At 58.5% G+C, this 22,498-nt stretch carries 25 protein-coding genes; 17 read left to right on the top strand and 8 right to left on the bottom strand.

What is annotated here, in order from left to right; genetic code table 11:
• Window positions 1-11: 11 nt before the first annotated feature.
• The 7 genes from U5A52_RS15685 to U5A52_RS15655 all read right to left on the bottom strand — a co-directional run bounded on the left by U5A52_RS15685 (window position 12) and on the right by U5A52_RS15655 (window position 6,896).
• Entirely contained in the window at window positions 12-263 is a 252-nt protein-coding gene (locus tag U5A52_RS15685) for a hypothetical protein (RefSeq protein WP_321935251.1), read from the bottom strand.
• Window positions 264-352: 89 nt separating this feature from the next.
• Window positions 353-709: a hypothetical protein gene (locus U5A52_RS15680; RefSeq protein ID WP_321935250.1), complete on the bottom strand. Its 357-nt coding sequence runs from the start codon at window positions 707-709 to the stop codon at window positions 353-355.
• Window positions 678-1,670: a CpaF family protein gene (locus U5A52_RS15675; RefSeq protein ID WP_321935249.1), complete on the bottom strand. Its 993-nt coding sequence runs from the start codon at window positions 1,668-1,670 to the stop codon at window positions 678-680. Before U5A52_RS15675 ends, U5A52_RS15680 begins: the two co-directional genes overlap by 32 nt.
• 846 nt (window positions 1,671-2,516) lie before the next feature.
• A complete protein-coding gene (locus U5A52_RS15670) occupies window positions 2,517-3,149 on the bottom strand; it encodes a DUF4400 domain-containing protein (protein WP_321935248.1) in 633 nt (210 codons plus the stop codon).
• Between the two features lie 3 nt (window positions 3,150-3,152).
• Window positions 3,153-3,680 (bottom strand): hypothetical protein, encoded by a 528-nt coding sequence (locus tag U5A52_RS15665; protein ID WP_321935247.1) that lies wholly within the window; start codon window positions 3,678-3,680, stop codon window positions 3,153-3,155.
• 55 nt (window positions 3,681-3,735) lie between these two features.
• Window positions 3,736-5,586: a conjugative transfer system coupling protein TraD gene (gene traD, locus U5A52_RS15660; protein WP_321935245.1), complete on the bottom strand. Its 1,851-nt coding sequence runs from the start codon at window positions 5,584-5,586 to the stop codon at window positions 3,736-3,738.
• Between the two features lie 2 nt (window positions 5,587-5,588).
• The gene (locus U5A52_RS15655; RefSeq protein ID WP_321935244.1) at window positions 5,589-6,896 is read right to left on the bottom strand and encodes a TraI domain-containing protein; all 1,308 of its coding nucleotides are present in this window, start codon (window positions 6,894-6,896) and stop codon (window positions 5,589-5,591) included.
• Between the two features lie 1,710 nt (window positions 6,897-8,606).
• Here U5A52_RS15655 and U5A52_RS15650 point away from each other — a divergent pair.
• From U5A52_RS15650 to U5A52_RS15595, 12 genes are all read left to right on the top strand, one after another.
• Window positions 8,607-9,887 (top strand): replication initiation protein, encoded by a 1,281-nt coding sequence (locus tag U5A52_RS15650; protein WP_321935243.1) that lies wholly within the window; start codon window positions 8,607-8,609, stop codon window positions 9,885-9,887.
• A 1,498-nt stretch (window positions 9,888-11,385) separates the two neighbouring features.
• Complete coding sequence (locus U5A52_RS15645; protein ID WP_321935242.1) at window positions 11,386-12,129, top strand: ParA family protein; 744 nt, start codon at window positions 11,386-11,388, stop codon at window positions 12,127-12,129.
• Window positions 12,130-12,152: 23 nt separating this feature from the next.
• Window positions 12,153-13,325 (top strand): ParB/RepB/Spo0J family partition protein, encoded by a 1,173-nt coding sequence (locus U5A52_RS15640; protein ID WP_321935241.1) that lies wholly within the window; start codon window positions 12,153-12,155, stop codon window positions 13,323-13,325.
• 18 nt (window positions 13,326-13,343) lie between these two features.
• Complete coding sequence (locus tag U5A52_RS15635) at window positions 13,344-14,489, top strand: hypothetical protein (protein ID WP_321935240.1); 1,146 nt, start codon at window positions 13,344-13,346, stop codon at window positions 14,487-14,489.
• Between the two features lie 388 nt (window positions 14,490-14,877).
• A complete protein-coding gene (dsbG, locus tag U5A52_RS15630; protein ID WP_321935239.1) occupies window positions 14,878-15,729 on the top strand; it encodes a thiol:disulfide interchange protein DsbG in 852 nt (283 codons plus the stop codon).
• 55 nt (window positions 15,730-15,784) lie between these two features.
• On the top strand, window positions 15,785-16,300 hold the full coding sequence (locus U5A52_RS15625; protein WP_321935238.1) for a 1-acyl-sn-glycerol-3-phosphate acyltransferase: 516 nt from the start codon (window positions 15,785-15,787) through the stop codon (window positions 16,298-16,300).
• 43 nt (window positions 16,301-16,343) lie between these two features.
• Entirely contained in the window at window positions 16,344-17,006 is a 663-nt protein-coding gene (locus U5A52_RS15620) for a phosphoribosylanthranilate isomerase (RefSeq protein ID WP_321935237.1), read from the top strand.
• 11 nt (window positions 17,007-17,017) lie between these two features.
• Window positions 17,018-17,272, top strand: coding sequence for a hypothetical protein (locus tag U5A52_RS15615; protein WP_321935236.1), 255 nt, complete (start codon window positions 17,018-17,020; stop codon window positions 17,270-17,272).
• 72 nt (window positions 17,273-17,344) lie between these two features.
• Window positions 17,345-17,779 (top strand): hypothetical protein, encoded by a 435-nt coding sequence (locus U5A52_RS15610; RefSeq protein ID WP_321935235.1) that lies wholly within the window; start codon window positions 17,345-17,347, stop codon window positions 17,777-17,779.
• A gap of 217 nt (window positions 17,780-17,996) precedes the next feature.
• Window positions 17,997-19,376, top strand: a complete 1,380-nt coding sequence (locus tag U5A52_RS15605; protein ID WP_321935234.1) for a sensor domain-containing diguanylate cyclase — start codon at window positions 17,997-17,999, stop codon at window positions 19,374-19,376.
• A gap of 140 nt (window positions 19,377-19,516) precedes the next feature.
• Entirely contained in the window at window positions 19,517-19,876 is a 360-nt protein-coding gene (locus tag U5A52_RS15600) for a hypothetical protein (protein ID WP_321935233.1), read from the top strand.
• 57 nt (window positions 19,877-19,933) lie between these two features.
• Window positions 19,934-20,206: a hypothetical protein gene (locus U5A52_RS15595; RefSeq protein ID WP_321935232.1), complete on the top strand. Its 273-nt coding sequence runs from the start codon at window positions 19,934-19,936 to the stop codon at window positions 20,204-20,206.
• 161 nt (window positions 20,207-20,367) lie between these two features.
• Here U5A52_RS15595 and U5A52_RS15590 read toward each other — a convergent pair whose 3' ends face one another.
• Window positions 20,368-20,514, bottom strand: a complete 147-nt coding sequence (locus U5A52_RS15590) for a hypothetical protein (protein ID WP_321935231.1) — start codon at window positions 20,512-20,514, stop codon at window positions 20,368-20,370.
• A gap of 70 nt (window positions 20,515-20,584) precedes the next feature.
• Here U5A52_RS15590 and U5A52_RS15585 point away from each other — a divergent pair, with 70 nt between their 5' ends.
• From U5A52_RS15585 to U5A52_RS15565, 5 genes are all read left to right on the top strand, one after another.
• Window positions 20,585-21,349 carry a hypothetical protein gene (locus tag U5A52_RS15585; protein WP_321935230.1) on the top strand — a complete coding sequence of 255 codons (765 nt, stop codon included), beginning with the start codon at window positions 20,585-20,587 and terminating at the stop codon, window positions 21,347-21,349.
• 14 nt (window positions 21,350-21,363) lie between these two features.
• Window positions 21,364-21,705 (top strand): hypothetical protein, encoded by a 342-nt coding sequence (locus tag U5A52_RS15580; protein ID WP_321935229.1) that lies wholly within the window; start codon window positions 21,364-21,366, stop codon window positions 21,703-21,705.
• Between the two features lie 34 nt (window positions 21,706-21,739).
• Window positions 21,740-21,916, top strand: a complete 177-nt coding sequence (locus U5A52_RS15575; RefSeq protein ID WP_321935228.1) for a hypothetical protein — start codon at window positions 21,740-21,742, stop codon at window positions 21,914-21,916.
• Between the two features lie 87 nt (window positions 21,917-22,003).
• Window positions 22,004-22,219, top strand: a complete 216-nt coding sequence (locus U5A52_RS15570; RefSeq protein ID WP_321935227.1) for a hypothetical protein — start codon at window positions 22,004-22,006, stop codon at window positions 22,217-22,219.
• Window positions 22,220-22,233: 14 nt separating this feature from the next.
• Window positions 22,234-22,491, top strand: coding sequence for a hypothetical protein (locus tag U5A52_RS15565; RefSeq protein ID WP_321935226.1), 258 nt, complete (start codon window positions 22,234-22,236; stop codon window positions 22,489-22,491).
• Window positions 22,492-22,498 lie beyond the last annotated feature (7 nt).

Below are 22,498 nucleotides of genomic sequence, written 5' to 3'. Positions count from 1 at the left end.
TCTCTAACGTCCTAGCACCGCAGACCGCGACCGTAGCCACGGGGACGGCGACCGCTGCCCTTCAGCGACTCCCGCTGCCACGGGTGATAGGCGTCGGCCATCTTGTTGTAGACCTTGCGGATCTCGAAGACGTACACGTCCTGCCGGTACAGGTACTTGTAGTATCGAATGGCAACCCATGCTCCGATTGCGGGGAAGATCGCCGCCCACGGATGCCAGTTGAACAGGACATATCCGAAAATGAATGCGCCTCCGTAGACCATTCCGGTTACGGAGCCGCTCAGCCCCCCCGACATCTTCGGGGTGGCGATTGAGCGATTGATCGGACTGCTTCGCATCGGACAGGCTCCGGTCAGAGACCGCTGCAGGTCGTCGAGCTGTTGGTCAGAAGCTGCGCAATGATCGTCACGGCCGCCCCACCCAGCACACAGGGCACGCCGATCTTCATCGTCAGGTCGGCAAGTTCGTTTTTGCTATTCATGTGCGCGATGGCCCAGATGAAGACCCCGGCAATTGCCGCGATGAAGAGTACCCCCTTGAGAATCGTGGGAATAATGCACAGACCGCTCAGATTCACCGAGCTCGAGCTCTGTGCCATCGCTGCCTGGCTAACGAGCAGCACTGCACAAAAGACTGCAGCCTGCACGACAGGGGCCTTACCGACACGAGCGACACTTTCAGCAAAGCGGTTCGAGGACGTATTCACCATTTTTGACTCCTTTTACACGAATGATTTCGTTAACTTTCCGGACATACACATACTCGTTGGGCGACTCCTGCCGCACTGTGCGCGTCACGTGCACACACAAATGAATGCCGCGGCCGATGAAGCCTCTGACGGCCTCGGGAGAGAGGCTCGCGTCCGCCGGCAGACTCATCTGGAACAACATCTCGGTCGCGTACAGCATGTCCTCCCCGCTACTCGCGTGAATCGTGCTAAGCGACCCATCGTGGCCCGAGTTAAAGGCCCGGATAAGGTCGAAGGTCTCGTGCCCCCGCGTCTCACCGAGAATCAAGCGATCGGGGCGCGCCCGAAGCGTGTGTTGAACGGTCAGCGCTGCCGTAACACCTTTGTTCGGGTTCGTCAGCAGACGAACGTGGTGCTTGAGGTTCGGCTCCAGCTCGAGGGAGTCTTCGACCGAGATGACCCGCTCGAACGGATGAATCTTCATGCATAGCGCGTTGGCCAGCGTCGTCTTTCCGCTACCCGTCGGCCCGCCGACCATCACGTTTCTCTTACTCTCCACAAACTCACTGACGAGCACCTTGGCCTGGTCCTCGGTAAGCATGTTTCGTTCAACCAACTGTTCGAGAGTGGGACGGGTTCCGCTCTGCTGGTGCTTTCGAATACATAGCGATGGACCACCGTGGGACGCTGGATCGAGCGCCCCGGCGATCCGAAGATTCTCGATGGTCGCGGAGATGAACGTGTCTTTCGTGTCCGGTTGAGGCCAAGAGCCAACAAATTTCCCGAGCGAAGTTATGGCGTCACGGATCTCACCGTCACTCAGGTCAGCATCCTCGATGAAGATCATCTTGCCCGCGCGTTCGATGAACACGGACCCGCCAGGATTGACCATCACCTCCGTGACCGCCACGTCTTCAAAATGCTCCTGGAGCGGGCGCAGACTCTCCTTAAGGATGCCAAGCGCAGTCTGCTTCACTGACATGCGTCATCCCCTTTGACAGCCTCGTGCAACAGCGAGGTGAACGGGCAAAAATTGACCATTGACTCGCTGAATGCGGAGACGTTGAAGTACTCCTGTAGCCCCAAAAGGGCAGTTTGAAGAGGGTGCGACATGGTCTAGCTCGTTTCGATATCTACAGCTGATGCCCACACGGCACCGCTTTCACGAGCATTCTGTCGATCGCAATCCCTCTACCGACCACGAAAGCCGCGCTGAGATTGGCGATATTTATTTTTGGTGGTGCGCCGCGACGAGGTCCAGCGCGACCACCGTACGGGGCGACACATTGCGCGTCGCTCCTTTCAAAGGATTAGGTGGCACGCGTCTCGTCCGGATGGAACGCACCCCGCTCCAAGCCATTGACGGGTGCATCGTGCGTCCGCGTGCGGACCGCGGTATCGCAAACCGAGTGTCAGCGGCTGACAGCGATGGGTCACCTATGTCCTTGATTTCAATAGACCTCGTCGCTTGCGAGTTCTGCTATTTACGACCTGGGGAGTGCTCGCGGCAAGTCTTCCCTGGCGACATGACGGTCCTGGTGTGGCGATTCAGAGAACGATTCGGGTGGCAGGTTTCGGTGGAGCTTTCCGGTCGGCGGTCAGACCCGTGCAGTTGTTTTACCAAATACACAGTTTGCTCGAGCAAACTCGAGGCCCCATCGGCGGGTCGTGCCACTGTTGTGCTGCACTGGAATCTACGTGATCCGGCGAAGTGCTCCCGCTCCAGCCTACCTTTCGATCGGGCGCAACGCGTGAAAGCGGCAACGCCACGCTACGAGTGCATCGTGGCGTGGCGTCGCGTTGATCGAGTTCGACGGATGCGCTGAGTTCAGGTCCGGCTCTGGAAGGAGCCAACCGTCAAGTAGGTCATTAGGCCAAGACCCATGAAGAACCCGAACAGCATCAGGCTACTTAGAGGCCAGGGAACGAGCGGGAGGTAAAAGAGCCATCCGATGAAAATCGCAGATCCCGTACCGCTGATGTTGAAGGAAATCGGGTTGTAGAGCCCAAACTCGCTCCTGCGTTTGGCGCGCACCACCAACCCGTCGGTCAAGAACGGCAGGAAGATGCCAAAAAAGCCGACAAGGCAGAGCGGCCAGAGAGCGTCGAGCCTCCACATCGCACGAAAGACCATGAGCCACATCCGCGTCATATACGCGTGCATGTATGTCCCGATCCGGGCATATCCCCTGTAGTCCGAGTCCTCTGCCCTTTCGTACTGACCTACGGTCATTGCGACGACCTGCGTTTCGACAAATGCCGACCGGAAGGCCGCAGTCGCGGACGCGGTAACGCTCTCCACGTTCCGGCCGCAGTCGCGTACGAACTCAATTTCGTCTGGCGCAATCCGGAAGGTCGAGTCTTGCAGGAGGAGCGGAAACAGAACAAAGCTGATCACGGGCGCAATGATCCACCAGAAGTAGATCTTGCTGATAAACGGGTTGTCGCGCGCGCGTGCCATGCATTACCTCTGCCCTGCTACGTGGCGTACGAGAAATCGTCCGACAGATTCAGGCATCAACCGCGCTGCCAGCAACAACATAGATTCGTCGGGGATCTCTTCTAACGCTGCGCGCTTCTCCCGCCGCGATACGCTCACGTCTACTCCGCCGTTTGCCGCAACGAATTCCGAGAGCGACTGCGCGAGCGGATCCCAGCACACAATCCCATCCACCACTTCGGCCTGAACGGACAAATCGAATACGTCCGTCGCCCGACGAAGCAACGCAACGAGGTAGGCAACGAAGGCTGCCCGCGCCCCTTCCCCTTCCGCCGAGCGATACGCTGAGATCGCGTCGACCAGACACGCCTGGAGCAGTGGTCCATTGCGTCCCGGCAGTGAAGAGCCGAAATGCAATGAGAGCTTGTCAGATGCGAGCTCGAGCATCGCGTGATCGACCCAGATGTCACGTGCCTTGTTGAACAGCATGCCATCCCGCGCGACACGCGACATCGCGATAGGCGCCGCCATGCTTTCCGTAATTCTCTCCATGCCCGCTATCCCTACAATTCGTTAGTGCTGCTTAGCCCGGCTGCCGGTCGCAACGTCACTGCTTGATGATCGGCACGCGCCCTTTGTACAGCCGGCTCCCGCCGATGAAGGCGAAATAGTTCATGGGAGGCAAGCGCAGGAGCAGATCCTCCTTCACGAACGGTACGTCCTTCACACTCATCGATCGCGATCCCGAACCCGAGAAGTCTGTGGGGTTAGCGGTACTCGATCGACCCGAACTCACTGAGCGGGACTCGTCCCGGAACCCGGTTGACCCAAACGAGGCCGAGATCCACTTTGCGGTATCGACATCCTTCAGGCGCAACGAGATGATGTTGTTCAGGTTGCCGAGCGCCTGCATCGCTTTTGGATTGGACTCCATGCGTGCGACGAAGTCGGAGATGGTCTGGGTGGCAATGTAGCACTTCATACCCGCACCGCCGCCCTTGTTCAGGATCTGGATCAACTGGTTGTTGATAGCTTCAGCTGCCTCATCGACAAACAGGTGGACATCGTTCTTGCCTTCGAAGTTGTAGATGCGGCCGCAGACGCTGGCGATGTCGGCCAGAATGATTGAGCCGATCGCGGACCCAATCGTCGCGTTCGAGAGCGAATCAAGACCGACATACAGCACGGCTCCCTCGGCAATGATCTTGCCCGTGTCGTAGATCTCCCGCTCATCGAATACGTCCGTCGCGTCCGGCGAGAGCATGCGGCCCACTTCTTCCGACCCAAGCATCTCGAGCAGGGGCTCAAGCACTTGAATCATCTTCGAATAGTGCTCCTTCGAGTGCTTGACCATCGCCGTCAGCGCATCGATCGTTTCGTCAAACTGGATGCCCTTTTCCTGTCCGACCTTCTGATACAGCGCAATCATCGGAATGACAGGATCCGCGTCCTTTGGTGCTCCGAGCGCCTTGGCGTCCACCTCCCATGTTGTGATGCCGTGCTCGATAAACCACTTCTTGAGGATACTGGAGAGCAGCCCCTCCACCCCGACCTGCGTCCAACGCTTAATCGAGCGGATTGTCGGTTGCCGGCCGTCCTTGAGTTCACCCCGAATGATCCCGTACAGCGTCTTCCAGGCAAACGCCTCGAATGAGCCCGTAGCATCGAGTTGTTCGGACACGCGCGACGCGAGATCCGACATGTTGTTCCAGTTGGCGAGGATCGAGAGCCGAATGGATTTCGTCGGGTGGGCCGGGTGGAAAAAGAGGAACTTTCGGCCAAGCTTCTTGCATTCGTTGCGCAGTCGATTTTCGATGTCCTTGTCGCCCTTCGGATCGATGAAGATGATCGTCTTGCGCATGTACACCAAAACGGTGAGCAGCATCTCGTAGAACTTGGTTTTCCCTGCGCGGGTCGTGCCAGCGACCAAGGTATGACCTTCGAGCGTGCCAAAGCCTGCGCCGAGCGTCGTCTCCTCCGGTTCGATGCCATGGATCCACGGCACCCCGATCATGTCGACCTCTTCCGGCGACTTCCATCCTTTCGGCTTCATGCGCTCGACTAAGCGCTTCGGAATCCAACCCGGGACCTCAGGGATGTCGCTTTGGTCGCGACGCATTAGGTGAATGGCGACTTCCGTTTGCCTTTGCCCCCACTCGAATCCGTTGCCGATGTAAAGCTTCCTTTCGTCGAACATGAGCTTCGCGCGCTGGAGCAGCGTCGCCACCGAGATTTCCTCGATGCGATACCCGCTCAGCGACAGCCGGAAGCGGAACAGCCCTTCTGCCTGCCGAGCACGCAGAAATGCAAAGACGAGAAAGGGTATGGCGAGCAGCCCCCACAAAAGCGGTACCGGGCCAACCGTCGCGGCACCAATGACTACTAGTGCACCAAGCGTCCAACCCACCGCGGCGGGGGCCTCATAGGCCGGACGGAACATGTCGTGATAGGTACGCATGGTCAACCAAACAGAAGGGAGTGGGTGCGCATGTCGAGGATCACGTGGGTGCGGTTTCGCGGCGTTTCGACGATGAGACCGTGCTCGCGGAGGATGTTCATCACGGAGGCGGTCGGCAGCCCGAGGCGACTAAACGTGCCATTTGGTACAGAGATCCCCTGCTCGACGATCTGCCAGGACTTCTTCGCTTCCTCATGGTCCGCGCGTTTGCAGATCGTCTGGAAGATTTCAAGGACGATGTCCGGTAGCTTGGGAGCGGCGGGCACGCTTGGCGCAGGCTCTGGCTCTGGCGCGTGGATGCCGATCGCGGCCAGTGCGGCTTGCTCGCTGTCTTTGATCGTCACCGACACAGCAGGTGTTGCTGGTGCTTCCGCGGACGGCGCCGACGGTGTCGGCGAAGGCCTTGTTGCAGCGCTAGGTCCGCCGGCGTGCGGCTTGACTTCAGACGGCGCTTCCGGTTTCGGCTGTGGCCTTTCCTCTGCCTGTTTCTGCGCACTCTTTTCTGTCGCCGGCGGCGAAGGAGGATTCGCGACAGCCTGACTTGCCTGTATCGCGGCACCGGCTTCTTCGATGAGCGCGGGTGTAATGCCCTCGGGAACTTCCTTCGCGACGTACTGGCCATTCATATGCTTGAGCTCGAACTCGCGTGCGATGCGCGTCGCTGTTCGAACACAAGTGATCACCGTCGCCTCGCCTGTCTTCGGCTCGATCTGGTAGATGGCATCGTGCGCAACGAGCGCTACCTCCTCATCGAATTCCTGCCAGGTGCCGATGCCCATCAGATCAGCAGACCAGGCCACAGCGTTCGAGGCCGAGATCTTGAGCTGCGTTTGCCGCAGCTCAACCGAATAGCGCCCCGTCGCGTCCTGCTGACGGGCCCATTGACCGATAGCGGGAAAAGCATGAAACGGCGTCCACGTCTTCGCGGCTGCGCGGATGATTAATCGCGCGTGCAGCGTCGCGGGTATTCCCGCGAGCGTGGCGACGAAGACGGCAAAGCGGTATTGCGGTACCAGGGTCCGGCGCTTCTCCGCCCCATGACTACCGGTGAAGAAGCGCCCGCTCGCCACCTGCAGCGCGTAGTACGCGGACATGAGCGCATATCGGAGCATTCCACCATGCTCGGCATAGCACCCCTGCTCGTAGGGGACCTCCTGAACGTAGTCGGCGACGGCGAGAATCTTCGGCAACCAGAATTTGTCGAACGCACCCGGGTTCATCTCGGACGCGCTGCGGATCCGCGCGAGCAGGCCTGTGCGCTCGTCGACGGCGCGCAACAGGTCCTGCGGCTGTTTTACTGTTAGCTCCATGTGGGCGATGGTACGGAGCGAGCACGTGAAGCGACCTCCGAATATCCGTCTGTAAAGCACCGCTTTCAGGGGGTACCACTTCGAATCGCCCGACGTGGCAATAGCTCACGCAGGTCGCCTGGCTCTGGCGACGTCCGCGCGGATGGAAAGCGGTTTGCTCAAGTGGGGTTGGCGGGCGTTGGCTTGCCCGAGCGGTTGGCAAGAGAAATCGTCTCTCTAGAAAACAACAACAGGTTGTTGTTGTTCCTTTAAAAACAACATCTTTAAAAACGTATACGCCTTGGAAACGTATGCCTGGCACGGGATTCCGCGTGCTTAGGTAGTCGTCTATGGGGCGTAAGGTGAGGGTTTGTGGGGCGGCGTTCTTACTTAGGATAGGCTTTATGGGGAAAGTGAGGTTTTATGGGGCACCTCATGTCGGGCCCTGGAAGCCAGTCCTAGGATATTGATTTTAAATATTATTTATGGCCCTAGGGTATGTGGATAACTTTCGGAGGTTAGTCTTTATGGGCAAAGGTTGTTGCGCATGGGGCGATGGACAAAATGCATCCCGCCATGGGGTCGTGCAGCATCAAAGGTTAGATTCTATGGGGGCGTTTCGAATCCGACGTGAGTGCCCACTATCACAATAAATGCTTTGTTTTCAGTAGGATACAGTTGGCAGCACGAAAAGTGAGTGTTTATGGGGCGTTTGCAGGGAGACGAGCATCGACCCGTTCGCCATCCAAAGGTTAGGTTTTATGGGGTAGCCGCGAAAAGAGCCTATATCAGACGTTCTTTCTCCGCCCCTCGTTGGCCAGGTTGTGCAGGGTCCCCGATGGAGGTTTCTCCAAAGGTTATGGTTTATGGGGCGGATCGGAGCAGTAATCTAGACTCGTTTCAGGACGCCGGAACACGAAAGGTGAGTGTTTATGGGGCCGCCCGAACGATTTAAAAGTTAGTTTCTATGGGGTGGAGTGCGGGACCGGACGAAAGGTGAGGGTCTATGGGGTGGATCCCCCGGCATCTTTGAAAGGTAAGAGTTTGTGGGGTGTGGCCTAAGCCCAGAAAGGTGAGTGTTTGTGGGGCGGAGTCGTTGCCTGCGATAGGTAAGATTTTTTGGGGCCGCCGCTCATTTGGTTGGTTAGAGTCTGTGGGGGGGCGTGAGGTAACGCACTATGGGGATGCGTCGCGCATACGCGTGCAATTTTCACCCACAAATGGGCACCATTGAGGGCTCGGCGCAACGGTATCAGTGCCTGCTGTCCAAAGGTGAGCGTTTATGGGGCGTTGGCTTTGCTGGAAAGGTTAGTCTTTGTGGGGCGAAACACCGGGGAAGCGCGCGGGGCGGGGCTCACGATTTGCTGCGCGTTGCATCCTGAGGAGGAGAAGGATCGTGATCCACAAAGGTAAGTGTTTGTGGGGGGGGCGCGTCGGCTAGCGCTCTAAACAGAGGCTTTCTGACAGCGATCCTCGCAGAGCCCTAGGGCGTCGGTTGCTCCCGTCTCGTGCCGTGGTCGTCGCCCGCAAACACATCACTCACTAGCGCGCCGCGCATCGCGAGAGAGCCAAAGTTTTGGCGTGGCGAATAGACTCGCGGCTTCCATTCGCTTCGGATATCTGCTGTGACCGACCTTCGGGTCGAATTGTCTCGTTTACGTCAAAGGTAATAGTCGAAATTTGCCACACTAACTTTTGCGGCCTAGAATCCTTGCAAGCAATGGAGGGTCAATGTCGCGAAAGAATGATCAAAAGGCGCTTCCGGCTAGTAGTGCCGCCGAGAAGAGGAAGAGGATTGTTGTCCCGCAGGAGTTGCGAAAGCACGTTGCCGCAATTCATATGGCCGGAGGGCTGTCTTTCGTCGAGCGCAAGATTTTTAACGTGCTCCTCGCCAATGCCTACGACGGTCTGCTCGAGAAGCCGCAGCACTCGATCCCGTTAGCCATCCTCTCCGAAATCATCGGTTTCGACAGCAAGAATATCAAGGCGCTGAAAGAGGCTGTTCTCAAGGTCATGTCCACAAAACTGGAGTTTGACCTCCTGAAGCAGAGCAAGGATGACTGGGAAGCAGCTCCCCTACTCGCATACGCAGGTTTCAAGGCCGGCGTGTGTCACTACGAGTTCAGTAACTTCCTCGCGCAGAAGTTCGCCAACCCGGAAGTCTATACACTCATCAATCTCAACCTGCAACGCAACTTCGATAGTGGTTACGCGCTTTCGCTCTATGAGAATTGCCTGCGTTTTACCGGGACTGGTTCCACAGGATTTATCGAAGTAGCCACATGGCGACGGCTGCTGGGGGCCGAGGCGAGCACGTACGATGAGTTCAAGTTTTTCAACGCTCAAGTGCTTCAAAAGGCTATTGCGATGGTCAATCGGATCTCGGACATCTACATCGAGCCCGAATTCAATCGCAAGAACCGACGCGTTGTGGAGATTCGGTTCTCAGTAAAGGTGGTCGAAGATCGACAGAATGCCGGGCCGACATGGGTCAAGGACTCTGACACGGCCAACAAGATCCGTGAGTCCGATACTTTCAAGCGATTGGCGGCGATCGGGATTGGTGAGTCGCTCGCAATATCGTGGATTGCGCAAGACCCGGAGCGTGCGGCGAAAGCCGCCCTGTACGTGGAAGATCGAATCAGCAAGAACATGGTTCGCACCAATGCGGCAGGCTACGCGCGAACGGTCTTCGAATCACAGGCGAGCCTGGATCTTGGTGACGGCGATGTCGCGCCTCAACGAAAACCTCCTAGCGAGGCCGAGCAGAAACGTGCCGCTCAAGAGCAGGCAGCTGAGCTCAAAGGCGCTCAGACGCGGATGGCGATTAAGGCACTTAGTGATGAGGACCGAAAGCAATATGCCCAGTTGTATGTGACGGGCGGCGGAGCGGCGACCAGTTACAACCCGGACACCGGAGCTTTCCGGAAGGTCGCCGAGCGCACCGCGTTTACTTCGTGGTTGACGGTCGAGATCACTCGCCAGATGAAAGCCGCGGCCGTCGAGCAGTAACGCGAGGCTAAGGTTGCGCGAGCAACAGTCTATGCTCATGCAATTCACACATTGGGCTTGATCCTCGCGGGCCCACCCTACTCTGGCTTCACCAAGAGCACAGCGCACACGGGGGTTTGCTTGAGCAAACCGCCGTGTGCCTAACGTCCGGCGCGTCTTCACGAAATAACTCACGCTAATAGCGTCGATCACGACCGCGAGCCGTTCGATTCTATTTCAGCGGCTAACCCCTCTACCCTGATGTCTCGCATTCATTCGTCGTGTCAGAATTAAATAGGGCGCGACCCTATAAATAAATCTGACGAGTGGCCTGGTCGAGCCTGAGTCCGACGTGCTTGCGTGTGCCACGACCAGCGCGGTTTGCTGGAGCAAACTACGGCGTGTCGCTCTGTTAGGCGGAAGCGCGTCCGCGCGTACTTGCAGTCGAGCGAAGCCGCGTTTGCACGAGCAAACTAGATCGCCCGGTCGCGTTAAGTCTTAACGCCCGCGCTAGATATGTGAGATGGGCGGCGGCGTACCCCGCGATCGACGAGGCAGCGGGCGACGTTCCTGGTCATACATCGCGCCCGATCGGGATACCCGCGGGGTTCATGGTTTGCTCGAGCAAACCCCCTCGCTGCCACTTGGTCCGCAAGTCAATCAACCGAACATCACGGACAACTCGCACTACGGATCGGGGTGCAGCGTGTATGACCTAACATCCGCGCAGAGCGAGATTTGCCCTTCGGTTTGCTTGGGCAAACTCAATCGCTGTTTCGCTCGCCGACAAAGCCTTCGAACTCCAACGTCAACAGTAGATATCGCGCGGTATGAAACCTCGCGCCGAGGCCGGGTTGTTGTCAGGGATTGCAGCGAGGGTTTGCTTGAGCAAACCGCACAGCGCTTGAGAATGCGCCGACAGGGTGGCGACAAAGGGTATGGAACCCTCAAGTCATCACCACTGGCAGTAACAGCGAGGGGGTGCTGCTAACTACAGTTTCGGGAAATCTCTCCAGCTTTAGTTTGCTCGAGCAAACCGAACCCGTATGTCGGTCAGGGGCGCATTGTGTTCCGCGTGCAACGGGAAGCTGATGTTCATCGCTACGGGGTCACTTGCGCCCATCCCGTTGATGTGTAGAAGCGCCCTTGGATTTGCTTGAGCAAACTCAAGGGCGTCTCCTTTCTTCTAGGTTCCTTCGAAGATGCTCGCCGAGGGTCTGCAGGTGCAGCGGGCGGCAGCATCGAGGGGTGCCGAGGGCGATCAGTCATCGTTGGAATTTGCACGAGCAAACTAATTTCGTTGGCCTCGTGCAACGAAGCCGAAAAGAAGGGGGCTCTAGTCCTGAATTCTGTTTGTGTTTTATTCAAATACAGATATGCTTTCCGAAATGTCTTTTTCAGACTTCCAATCGCGAAGATTGTGTTTTCGTGAGGTTGTCAGCGGGCCGAATTCAGCGGGAATCCGGCTTTTCTGAGAGATCCGGTTTGCTCAAGCAAACTCAATCAAGAGGGGAGTGCCATGTCACTGGCAGCCGAACAGGCCATCGAACAAACTGTCGCAAAGATCCTTTACGTCTACAACCAGAAGGGCGGTAGCGGAAAAACGACAACGACGATGAATCTCGCAGCTGGTTTGCATGAGCAAGGCTATCGGGTGCTTGTCGTCGACATCGACCCACAAAACAGCGTGGCCAAATGGTTTAGCAACGGCGATGGGAGTATTCCGTATCCGTACACCAATCTCGCGCGCGCAGGGCATACGATCGCCAACGAGCTTGAAAAGCAGATCGACAATTACGACTTCATCGTCATCGACGGCCGCCCGCAGGTCGAACTCAAGACTTCCAAGCTGCTTCTCGTCAGCGACCTTGTGATCATCCCAATGCGGCTAACGACCATGGATTTCGACGCGACAGCAGATCTGCTCACGGAAATTCGCACAGCGCAGCTTGACAACCCGGATTTGCGCTACGCGTATCTCTTTAATCAGGTCGTCGACGAAGAGCGCGTACTCGCCAAGACGTGTATTGCCATCATCGAGCAGGAAGGGCACAAGACCTTCGATACGCGGATCCGCTCGCGGGAATGCCACCCGAATGCCTATGAGCGCGGGCAGACGGTCTATCAGCGCCGTGATTCCTCCTCCCAGCATGCGGCAGGGGAGGTTACCGCCCTGTCCAACGAAGTGCTGGCGATGTTTCCCGATGTCGTGAAGCCCCAATCGAAGACGAAAGCCGGTCGCCGCGCGACGGCAAGCCGATAAGGAGTAGTCACATGGCAAGTCGTATGTCTCAAACCGACGACCTTCTCGCTCGACGTCAGGCGCGAGCGAACACCCTGAGCTCGAACCCTTCTCCCGAAGCCGATGCGACAGGCCCGCTCGCTAGCGCACGCGAGTCAAAGCTGGCGCAATTTCGACTTGCGGAATCGATCCGCGATCCAGAGCGCGCTGTCGATCTGGCGGCGCACACACAACCGGCCGCCGCTATTGAATTCCCCGAGGGCGTCGAGCTGACCGAGCGCTACAAGCAGTGGTGCCGTGAATATCATTACACGCCGCGCCAAAACGTCACGATTCCGCTCGATCGACTGACGGTTTCGCAGTACAACCCGCGGCACTTCTACAACGCAGCGAAGATTCGCAGCCTTGTGACAAGTATTCTGCAGTCGGAGCAGCAACAGCCAATCGTCGTGTCGCCCGACTACGCCAAGCCCGGTCACTACATCGTGCATGACGGAGGCTCGCGCGTGCGCGCGCTCCGGGAGGCGCGCAAGTCAAAGGCGCTGGCGATTGTCATCGACATGGAGCCCGGCATTGAGAGCTACAAGCTTGGTCATGATCTCAACACGCAACGTTCCGAGCAGACACCCTTCGACGATGCGGTTAGCTGGAAACGCTATCTGGATAGCGGCGAGTTTTCGTCGCAGAAGGATCTCGCAGAGGCCCTCGGGAAGAGCGAGGCGACGATTACACAAGTCCTGAAGCTGAACACGCTGCCTTACGCCGTCATGGAGATCATGGTGGGAGAGCCGGATCATTTCAACACGCGGATGTCGTATGAGGTAGCGAGGTTTCACGAGCAGAGTAGCGGAGACGAGGAAGCGACGCGCAAACTGATCGACGAGATCGTGCGCCGGAAGATGACGACGAAGCACGTTCAGGAATACCGGTCACGGTTTGCGAGCGCGCACAGCCTCCCAGTCTCTAATCCGCGTGGGGGACGTCGCCGCTCGGCCGCAAGCCGGGTCAACGCGGCGCCGCACGTCACCGTGCCAGAGGCGGATCTGGCAGGGGCGCGCGTCGTGGAGATTCGGCACCAGCATGGGGTCGCGCAAGGGCGCCTTGCAATGCGCGGCAACGACGGGCTGATGCTGGAATTCGGCGGACTGCCGCCTACGCTGCGGGAAAAACTCTACCAGGATATCGAGCAGTTGCTCGAGCAGGCCCATCAGGCGTAGGCGTTTTCTGGGGTGCTCATGTCAATACCTGCATTTGCCGCATCCACTCCGGCTCGCCAGCCTGCCCTGGGCTGGCGCATTGCCTGCGTGCTGCTGGGCGTTTTGGCTACCGGTACGTCGTTGCTCATTACCGTGATTGCCGGCATCGAGCGCGGCGCGACGCTCGCGGAGCGGGCAGCGTGGATTGCAACAGGGGTGGTGCTTCTGCTCGCCGCGCACCTGCTACCGGCGCTGGGTCGGCGCGCGACGCTGATCCCGAAGTTGGCCGGCCTTGTGTTGTGGGTGGCCGCGTTCCTAGCTGTCGGCTACACGCACACGACGTTCTTCCTGAACGCCCAGCGTGGGACCGGGGAGCAGCGCGCAGAGAGGATCCAATCGGCCTCTCCAGCGCAGGTGGCCCAAAAGACGCGCTCGCGCACGGCGATTGCGGCCGACATTGCGACGGCAACGCGTACGTTCGAACTGCTCAAGGTTCAGGCGTGCGATGCTCGCTGCGAGGGCCTGCATGCGCGCAAGATGGCGACACAGGCCCGTCTTGCAGCCTTGCGGATCGAGGATCAGGAGGCTCAGCGCGCGGAGCGGATTGAGGACGCGGGCGCGGCCGCGGCGGCGACGCTCGCGCAGGATCGGGCACTGGCCCGTACTGACCCATTCGTTGGAGTGATCGCGGGTTTCACGGGGCTGAGCCTGCCGGTGGCGGGTGTCGTGATCGCGGCGTGTCTGGGGTGGATGTTAGATGGTGTTGCGGCCGTCGCTTGGCTATACGCTACGACCGCTTTCACGGTGCCGTCCGATGAGCGGATTTTGCAAGAATCGGTGAGGCATGCGGGACGCGCAGAGGTTCGGCCGGTCGTGGCCAATCCGTCAATCGAGCCGGCGAATGATGTGTTCTGTGCCGCTGAGCCAGTTGGCACGCCCGGCGTTGAGGACACACTTGCTGCATCGGTGGTGCGGACAACGTGCGACCAGATACACACTCAGCCGGTGCGTGATGAAGCGTCGGAGGTGGAGCGTCTGACGAGCGCTATCGAAGCCGGATGCTTGCTTCCGACCGTCGGCGCAATCGTTGGTTATATTGGCTGCTCTCAGGGGAGGGCGCTTGCTCTCCGTCAGCGTCTTGCTGAAAGCCGTCCAGAACTCTTCGCAATAGCGGCACGAGCGTAAAGCCCTTGGGAAGGCGGCGTCAGCCCGCCTTCCGTGAAACATCCTCTCAAAATAGAATATTCCGGTGAAAGCTCTGTCCAGTGGGCATTTCCCCAGGACCCACTGAAAATGTTTCACGAAATTGCGCCGCTTCGCGTGATTTGAAATGAGATTTTTGAGCGAGTCGGAGCGTGATTGCGTTCGAGAGGAGCAGGCGCACGCAAAGTGTATCTTTTAATACGTGTTATGTAGTTTTACGTGAAAAAGCGTTCACCTCTCTTTCGAACTCCGGGAAGCGCCTTTTTTCACGTAACCCCTAAAACTTCAGGGCGGAACGCCGTACAGGCTCTCAGTCTTCCCTTGGGCGAGATACCCCAGCGGGACGTCATCCTTTCCACACGAGAGCCTTATGTCATTCATTCGACGTACCTCTGGCGCGCTTTTCCTGTTCACGCTTTCATTGACCATACTCTCGGCGCAAGGCGCGCAAGCGGTCGCCTCCGAGTCTCTCGTACCGGAGGCCTCGGTTCCGCCGCTGCCAGAAGTCGTCACACGTGTTGCCGGCGCCGGGACTCACGCAACGCAGGCCTTCGATACTCCGACCGGCCTTAAAGGCTGGGTGATTGAAAAAGGCGAGCTGCCTCCGGCTTTGATTTACACCACGTCCGACGGCAAGTACGCGTTTTTGGGCAATATCGTTGACGCTGCGGGCAGGAACCTGACCGCTTCGTACGTCGAGACATACATCCAGGACCCGATGTGGCCGCAGTTTGAACGGTCCACCTTCATCACCGAAGGGGCGACAAAGCCCACGCAGGTTGTGTACGCCGTGATGGATCCGAACTGCATCTACTGTCACATCCTCTGGCAGGCACTGCAGCCGTATGAAAAGGAGGGGCTCCAGGTACGATGGGTCCCGGTCGGCATCATTAAGCCCGATTCGGCGGGAAAGGCTGCGGCGATTCTTCAGGCCTCTGACCCGGCCGCTGCGCTCAAGGCCGCGCATGCAGGGTATGTCGAGCAAGAGGAAAGCGCGGGCATCGAGCCGGTCAAGTTGTCTCCTGAAACGCAGGCTGAGCTTCTCTCGAACCTTCATCTGGCTCAGAGATTCGGAATGCGAGGCACGCCCATGATCGTGTTCAGGGATCATCGGACCGACAAGCTCGTTACGCTCTCGGGTCTTCCCAAGCTTCGATCACTCGGTGACACGTTGGGGCTCCCTCAGGTGCCGAGCGATCCTGCGCTGAAGAGCAGCTGGTAATCGACACCTCCGACCTGGATCGCGTCCCGTGCGTGTACTCAATCGGCCTTTGCGAATGGCCTTCTTCGTGCTTCGTCGCGCGCTGCTGCTCGCGCTGCGCGTACGCGTCGTATATTCCCCGGACACGCTAGATGCCCTTCACAGCGAGGCTTGCATCGTTACCTGCAACCACGTCTCGCTTGTTGATGGGATTATCGTCGCGCTCGCGGCGCCCCTGCCGATGGCATTTGCAGTCGATACCGACTGGGCAAGACGGGCGACCGTCGCGGCCACCGGACTGCGCGTTCTGTCGTGGCTCGGCCTGGGACGTGTCGTGCCACTCGACGCGCGCGCGCCGTACGGCATGCGTTCGTTGATGCGCGAGCTCCTCGCTGGACACAGCGTCATGGTATTTCCGGAAGGAGAAATTTCCTTCAACGGACAGCGCGGCAGCGATCGTCCAGGCGTCACGTGGTTACAAGATAGAACCGGCGCCACGAACGTAACGCTCCGTATTGAGGGTGCCGAGCGCAGTCGGCTCTTCGCGAAGAGTGGGCGGGAGTGGTGGCCGCCGATCCGACTGGAATTCTAGATATTCCTTACGACAAGGGCATTAGCCAGAAGGCAGAGATCGAATGGATTCATTTATCAAGGTGTGCGGCATTCAGTCAGTGGACGAAGCGCTTGGCGCGACTCGCGCGGGCGCGAACACGATTGGTCTGCTCATGGGCATTACACACGTCGCCGAGGACAAGATCACGCCGGCTACCGGGCGCGAGATCGTTCGCGCTCTTCCCCGGTCGATTCGTACGGTCATGGTCACACACCTGCTGGACGTAGATGAGATTGCGGCCGTTGCCTCGAGCACGGGCGTGTCGGCGATCCAGATTCACGATGAATTGCCGGTAGAAGGGATCGCCGCGCTGCGCACGCGTATGCCGGCTATCAAACTGATCAAGGCCGTGCACGTACAGGGCGAAGACGCGATCGCGCACGCGCGTACGTTGTCCGGGTTTGCAGACATGCTGATCCTCGACTCCAGAACGAAAGATCGTCTGGGCGGTACTGGGCTCACTCACGACTGGAATTTGAGCCGCCAGATTGTTGCATCGGTCGATGTCCCCGTAATCCTGGCTGGGGGGCTCACCCCAGACAATGTGGAGTCTGCAATCCGCCACGTCAACCCTGCGGGAATCGACGCGAACAGCGGCCTCGAGCATCCGGATGGCAGCAAGGACTTCCAAAAGATCGAGCGCTTTGCGGCCGCAGGCCGAACGCATCTCAAGAACTTCGAGTAGGACACTCGCCCATGATCGCACCCATGCAGCTGACATTCGACGCGCTGTGCGCCGCGCATCCGGATCAACGCCGTGTTGCTCACGTCGGAGGGGAGGGCGGAGTCACCTTGACGTTCGGCGTGACAGTGGTCGAGTTGCCCTCGGACTGGCCACAATCGGGAATCGATCGGGATTTCTTTGAATCGCGCGGGTTCGTGATGTTCCGCGTTTTCGAGCCATGGCACGGCTCGCTCGTATTTCCGGGGCAGGCGGCGGGGAGTATCTAAATCGATCGTTGGGGGGGTGCGGAGCCCCGGCGCCGGGATTTGCCGGCATATCGCTAACTCACAGGTACCGACATGAACGCTTTAGTCCCTCACAGGAAACGTGAGACGCCGGTGCAGCCATCGAAGGCTGAGCGGATCTTCTCGTGGGCAGTCACTGTTACGCTCGGGCTCGCCGGCGCGCTGGAAGCGATCGGTGCGGTGCCCGCTCACGCGCTACGTGATGTTCTTCGTGGGACCGGGATGTGGTGGCTTGAGGTAGGTGGTGAGGCGATTGACAGCGTCTTTGCATTTATCCACTCATCTGCAATCGAGGCTGCGCCTGAGATCGGGAAATGGGGCACAGAGTTACCGAAAGAGATCGCATTGGGCATGTATTACGCAGCGATGTCCCTTCTCTTCATTTCGTTCGTTGCTGCCGTTTGGCTGGCTATGGGGCGGGAACGACAAAATCTCCTGCGCGAGATCGGTGGGGGGACCAGTTCTTGGGGATCAGAAAAGCGCCCATGAACGCAGCGAAGAGCCCTCGATCGGGTTGCGGAACTCGTCGCGAGAATTTGTCCGTTTCTCGAAGGCGGGGTACCTGTCGCTGCAATGACCTTCAGGCACGCGGGTGTGGGTGCGTGAGTATCGCGCCGCTCGTCGCGCGGCATCGTGAGCCGAGAATAATTCGTCATGCGGTATCGCCCACGCACTAACTCAACTACAAAAGCGGTTCGAAAATCTCATGAAGGCACTCGTCGTAGGTTCTGCGCACCTTGATATCCTCGGACGGCCGCATGTCGATTCTGCGCATGTCGATCAACCTGGCTATGTGGCGCTCGAAACAGGTGGCACGGCGTGTAACCTTGCCTTCAATCTTCGCCATATCGAGCAAGAGGTGCGGCTGCTCACCGCGTGGGGGACCGGGCCCCTCGAAGCCTTGATCAGCGGGCACATCCGGTCCACGGGCGTTGAGGTCATGGCCGACGAAAGCGCGGACTTGCCTCTCGCTGCGTTCGTTGCACACCTGACGGCGGACGGGGACCTCGACCGCGCCGTGTCCGACATGCCGGTCGAGCGTCATGTCTTTGCCGAAACGCGTATCGCTGAAGCCCTTGAAGGGGTGGGCTACGTCTTTCTCGAGGCGAATCTGAGTACCGAGACGATCCTTCAGATAGCGCGGGCTGCCGCAGCAAGGCGGGTTCCGGTTTTCGCGCTCGCAGTCTCTGAGGCGAAGGTGCTTCGTCTCCAGCCCGCGCTTTCGCTCTTCAGAGCGGTCTTCATGAACGGTTCTGAAAACAACGCGCTAATGGAATCGATGAATGTCGCCGACGCATCGGAGATCGCGCAGGAACAGCACACTATCGTAGTCGTGACTCGCGGTGGGCAGGGCGCCGCGATCTACCGGCCGGACGGTTCGCGCATCCGGGTGCACGCGCCAATACTGAAAGATGCGAAGACGCTGCTTGGTGTTGGCGACGCATTCTCCGCCGGATTCGTCGACGGTTTGATGCGTCAGAATCTCTCGATCGATCTGGCAGCGGCGTACGCGAATGAGCTGGTTGTTGAAATCGCGAATCAGAACGCCTGTAACGCATTCTCGATGCATTCGCTCGACACAATGGCGAGATCTCTTCTAGTGAGCGCTCGCAACGACAAGCTAACCGGGCTGCTGCGACGTGCACCGTTCGAAGACGAATATGAGCGATTTCGGAGCAGTTGGCGCAACGCAGTGCTCCTCATCGATTGCGACAATTTCAAGAACGTCAACGACACTATGGGCCACTCGGAAGGCGACCGGGTGCTACAGGCGATTGGCCATGCGATTGTGCGCCATACCCGGCCGAGCGACCTTTCTTGTCGTTGGGGCGGCGACGAGTTTGTCGTGCTGCTGCCCCGAACGAAGGAAGAGGATGCTGCAGCCGTCGCGGAGCGGATACGGGCGTCGGTTGAAGCGATGCCGCTGCACGGCGTGACGCTTTCGATCGGGGTGTCGGGCGCGACGCCTGGACAAATGCTTGAAGCAGTCATCGGACAAGCTGATACCGCGCTCTATGACGCCAAGCGCCGCGGACGTAACAAGGTGGCCCTGACGGAGGCACACGCTTCCGCTGATGCGGTCTGAGACCCGTGAGCAACGCTTGCCCAGAATCGCAATGGACCTGACTAAGTTCGCCCGCATAGCGGACACGATTGAGTGCAAATTGCGGAGTCCGCAACCCGGCCACATTCGCGTGTAGTTGCTTACGCCCGAGGCGGGCGCGTATGCGAACGATCTTTTGTTGGATGCGGCCAACGGTTGGACTCTGGTTCGGCATCGAAACTGAAACGGAAAACGAGATGTCACTGAACAATATCAGTTTCGGTTATAGCGAGTTGACTCGACACGTCGAACTTCAGGTCGGCGTGTTCATGGCGCAGGCCAAGGCGACCAAGAACAGACGCGAGCGTGAGGCTTTCGAGAATCGTGCCAAAGGCGTGCTGATGGCATGGGCGACGCTGGTGTACAAGCCGCTAGTCGCGCACGGCGAAGCAGCCCACGAAGCGCACAGGGATGATTACGCGCGAATGCTCGAACTCATGGGCGATTCCGATTTGGCGTCGTCGCTGCGTAACCCGGTCTGATCGGAAAACGCTCACGCTCTATGCGTGGGCAACTCAGGAAAATAGGAGAACGAAAGCATGGTGAGTCGATTCAGGAACGGTCTTATTTTGATGCCGTTGAGCCTCATCGGAATCGGGTATTTCGTTCCGCAACTCGGCGCGGTGCTGTGCGGCGAGGCCTGGTCTGATTGGATGACTTACGGCTTTATGGGTGTCGGCGTCTTTGGTTTCGGCCTCGGCGCGTACCGAGCTTGCGATGCCATGTCGATCCAGAAAGGCAAGGGGTCACTCGCTGAACGCTGGTCGAAGTGGTCCACCCGGAACATGCCGCCCGCGAAAGCCAAAGACTAACCACCGGAAAACTATGAACAATTATCGGTGTGGGCGGCACAATCGAGCAGCATTTTCGCGACGGCGAGGTGAGGTATCGAAGCACGACTTTGACGCTACTAACTACCGCGCTTGCGGCGCGTCGAAGGTATAGGAAAACAAGCCAGATGAAACTAAACGAACTACATCAGCGCAAGCTCGATTGTGAGCACGACGTAGAGTGCCTGAAAGCGGTTGTCGCGAGCATTCAGCGTAAGCTGGATGGCGGCTCTCATGCAGTCACTGTCGAGGACCTTGCCGCTCGACAGCGCGAGTTGGTTCAAGCTCAAGACGCGCTCGCAGCCGTGAAGGAAGAAATTGCGGTGCACGTCCATTGACCGAGGAAAACGGGAAAACACGATGGATGACGGCAACATTGATTGCGAAGTGGACGAACAAAGCGATCTTGAGGTGTGGCTTACGCAGGCATCGCGGGACGAACTCGTACAGCGAATTCGAGAAAACGAAGCCCGAGAGCAACTACGCTACGACACGTTTGCTCCCGCTCTGAAGTGGCTCGCAACTCGATTTGGTCGTGGGGCGAGTCAGGGGGCAGAGGTGCGCGGGGTCAAGAGCAACTTCAACCCATTTGACCCGTATTCGGTCGTCGCCGTACTTTTGGAACTAGCACAGCAAAGCGAGCGTGTCGCGAATGCGGACCATGATGTTATCCGTTTCTTGAGTGACTATCGACCAGATCTTGTTGCGCAGATCATCGCATTGCGACGAAATAACCTTACGCGCATGACGAATGATTGGCCGAAGGCCGCACTCGCTGATTATTTTCGCAACGTGTTGGTTGACAGGATCAATTGCCCGGTTCGAACTGGCTACGCGCATCTACCCACTCTCCAATATTGGGCGGGTGTTCTTGAGCGATATAGCCCGCAGAGCTTCGATATTTTGTCCGACCATGAATCTGTTGACCGCGACACGGGAGAAGTGGAATTTGCCGAAGGGCGCGAGTCCGCCCTAAGCGGCGAGATTCATCCGAACTGCCAGTACGACCGGAGCCAGCAGCCGTTCAAGGCTGCGATGTGGTGGCAAGGTTGGGCGAACGGGCGCAACGAACGGCAGTGGCAGGCGCTCACCGGACGGGTGCAAAGCGCGCCAGAGAACTCGTAGTTACAACGGAAAACATGTGCGCCGAACGATCAAATGTCAAAGCCTTCACGATCCACGCCGGAACGTATCAAGAAACCGTAGTTGGACTCACCGAGGCGGAATATCGGCGGCACCAGGCACTGTCTAGGCGAGCACTTGTGCCTGCGGACATTCCTGGATCGATATGGGAAGATCGCTACGGGGTGTTGCTCTTGCGCGAGGACGGCGTGATCGTGCCGCCCGAAGGGGACATAGAGCTTGGGATGATCCAGCCTGAAGGACACGTGTTTTGGACACTGAGCTACTTGGTGTACCACGAGCATAAAGCCGCGTGGACCTACGCGTTGGACGCGATCGAACGAGCGAAAGATAGATAGATAGATAGATAGGACGGAAAACAGGGGTCACAGCTTGAAGGTCGATAAGACATTCGTGCGCGGTGCCGTTATCGGCCTGTTGGTCGGAGCGCTACCCGCGTTCGCGGTGACGAAAAGCGCAATGGCGAGCAAGCAGATTGATACGCTGAGCGCAGGCGTGTTTTGGGGTTGTCGCAACGCGCCAGATGGGAAGGTTCTCACCGACGAATAGCGATGCCTGGAGCTTGCCGAAGATATGCGAGGGATGGCTACGGCCCACGCATACGAAATGGCACGCCCGGTACTTTGGTAGGAAAACATGAGCCAAGATAACGACGCGGGCCGTCTGCCCGGATGGATATTGCTGCTGTCACTGGCCGGGGGTTTTGCCGCTCTAGCCATCTTGTGGGGGTGCCGAGACGCTGGCTTGTCGTGGTGGATCGGTGTACCGGCAGCTATCGTGGTTGTGGTCGGCGTCGTCTTTTTGGAGCGCGCCATCGAGGGCAAATATCTGCCCGCACGGCGTAGCAACTGACAACGGAAAGCATCGTGCGCAACGGCTACCACGCCACCGTCAAGTATCTGCTGAGTCCGGTGCTACCCGAAGGCTACGCCGGGTTCATCAAGGCGCACTTGGGTCAGTGCGGGACGTGCAGCAAGCGGCGTGTGATGGAATTACCGTTTGGGAACGGCACGCGCGGTGAAGTGCATCTGCGCGAGGCGAAGCGAAAAGAGCTTGGCCTCGAGGACGAACGCTGCGCAACAACGCGTCGATGCCGCAGCTACGAACCCGGCGACGGGAACTGAGAGAACG

The organism is Paraburkholderia sp. J8-2, assembly GCF_905220195.1.
Lineage (GTDB): Bacteria > Pseudomonadota > Gammaproteobacteria > Burkholderiales > Burkholderiaceae > Paraburkholderia.
The sequence above is the reverse complement of the archived record's forward strand: the minus strand, read 5'-3'. Positions and strand labels throughout refer to the sequence as shown.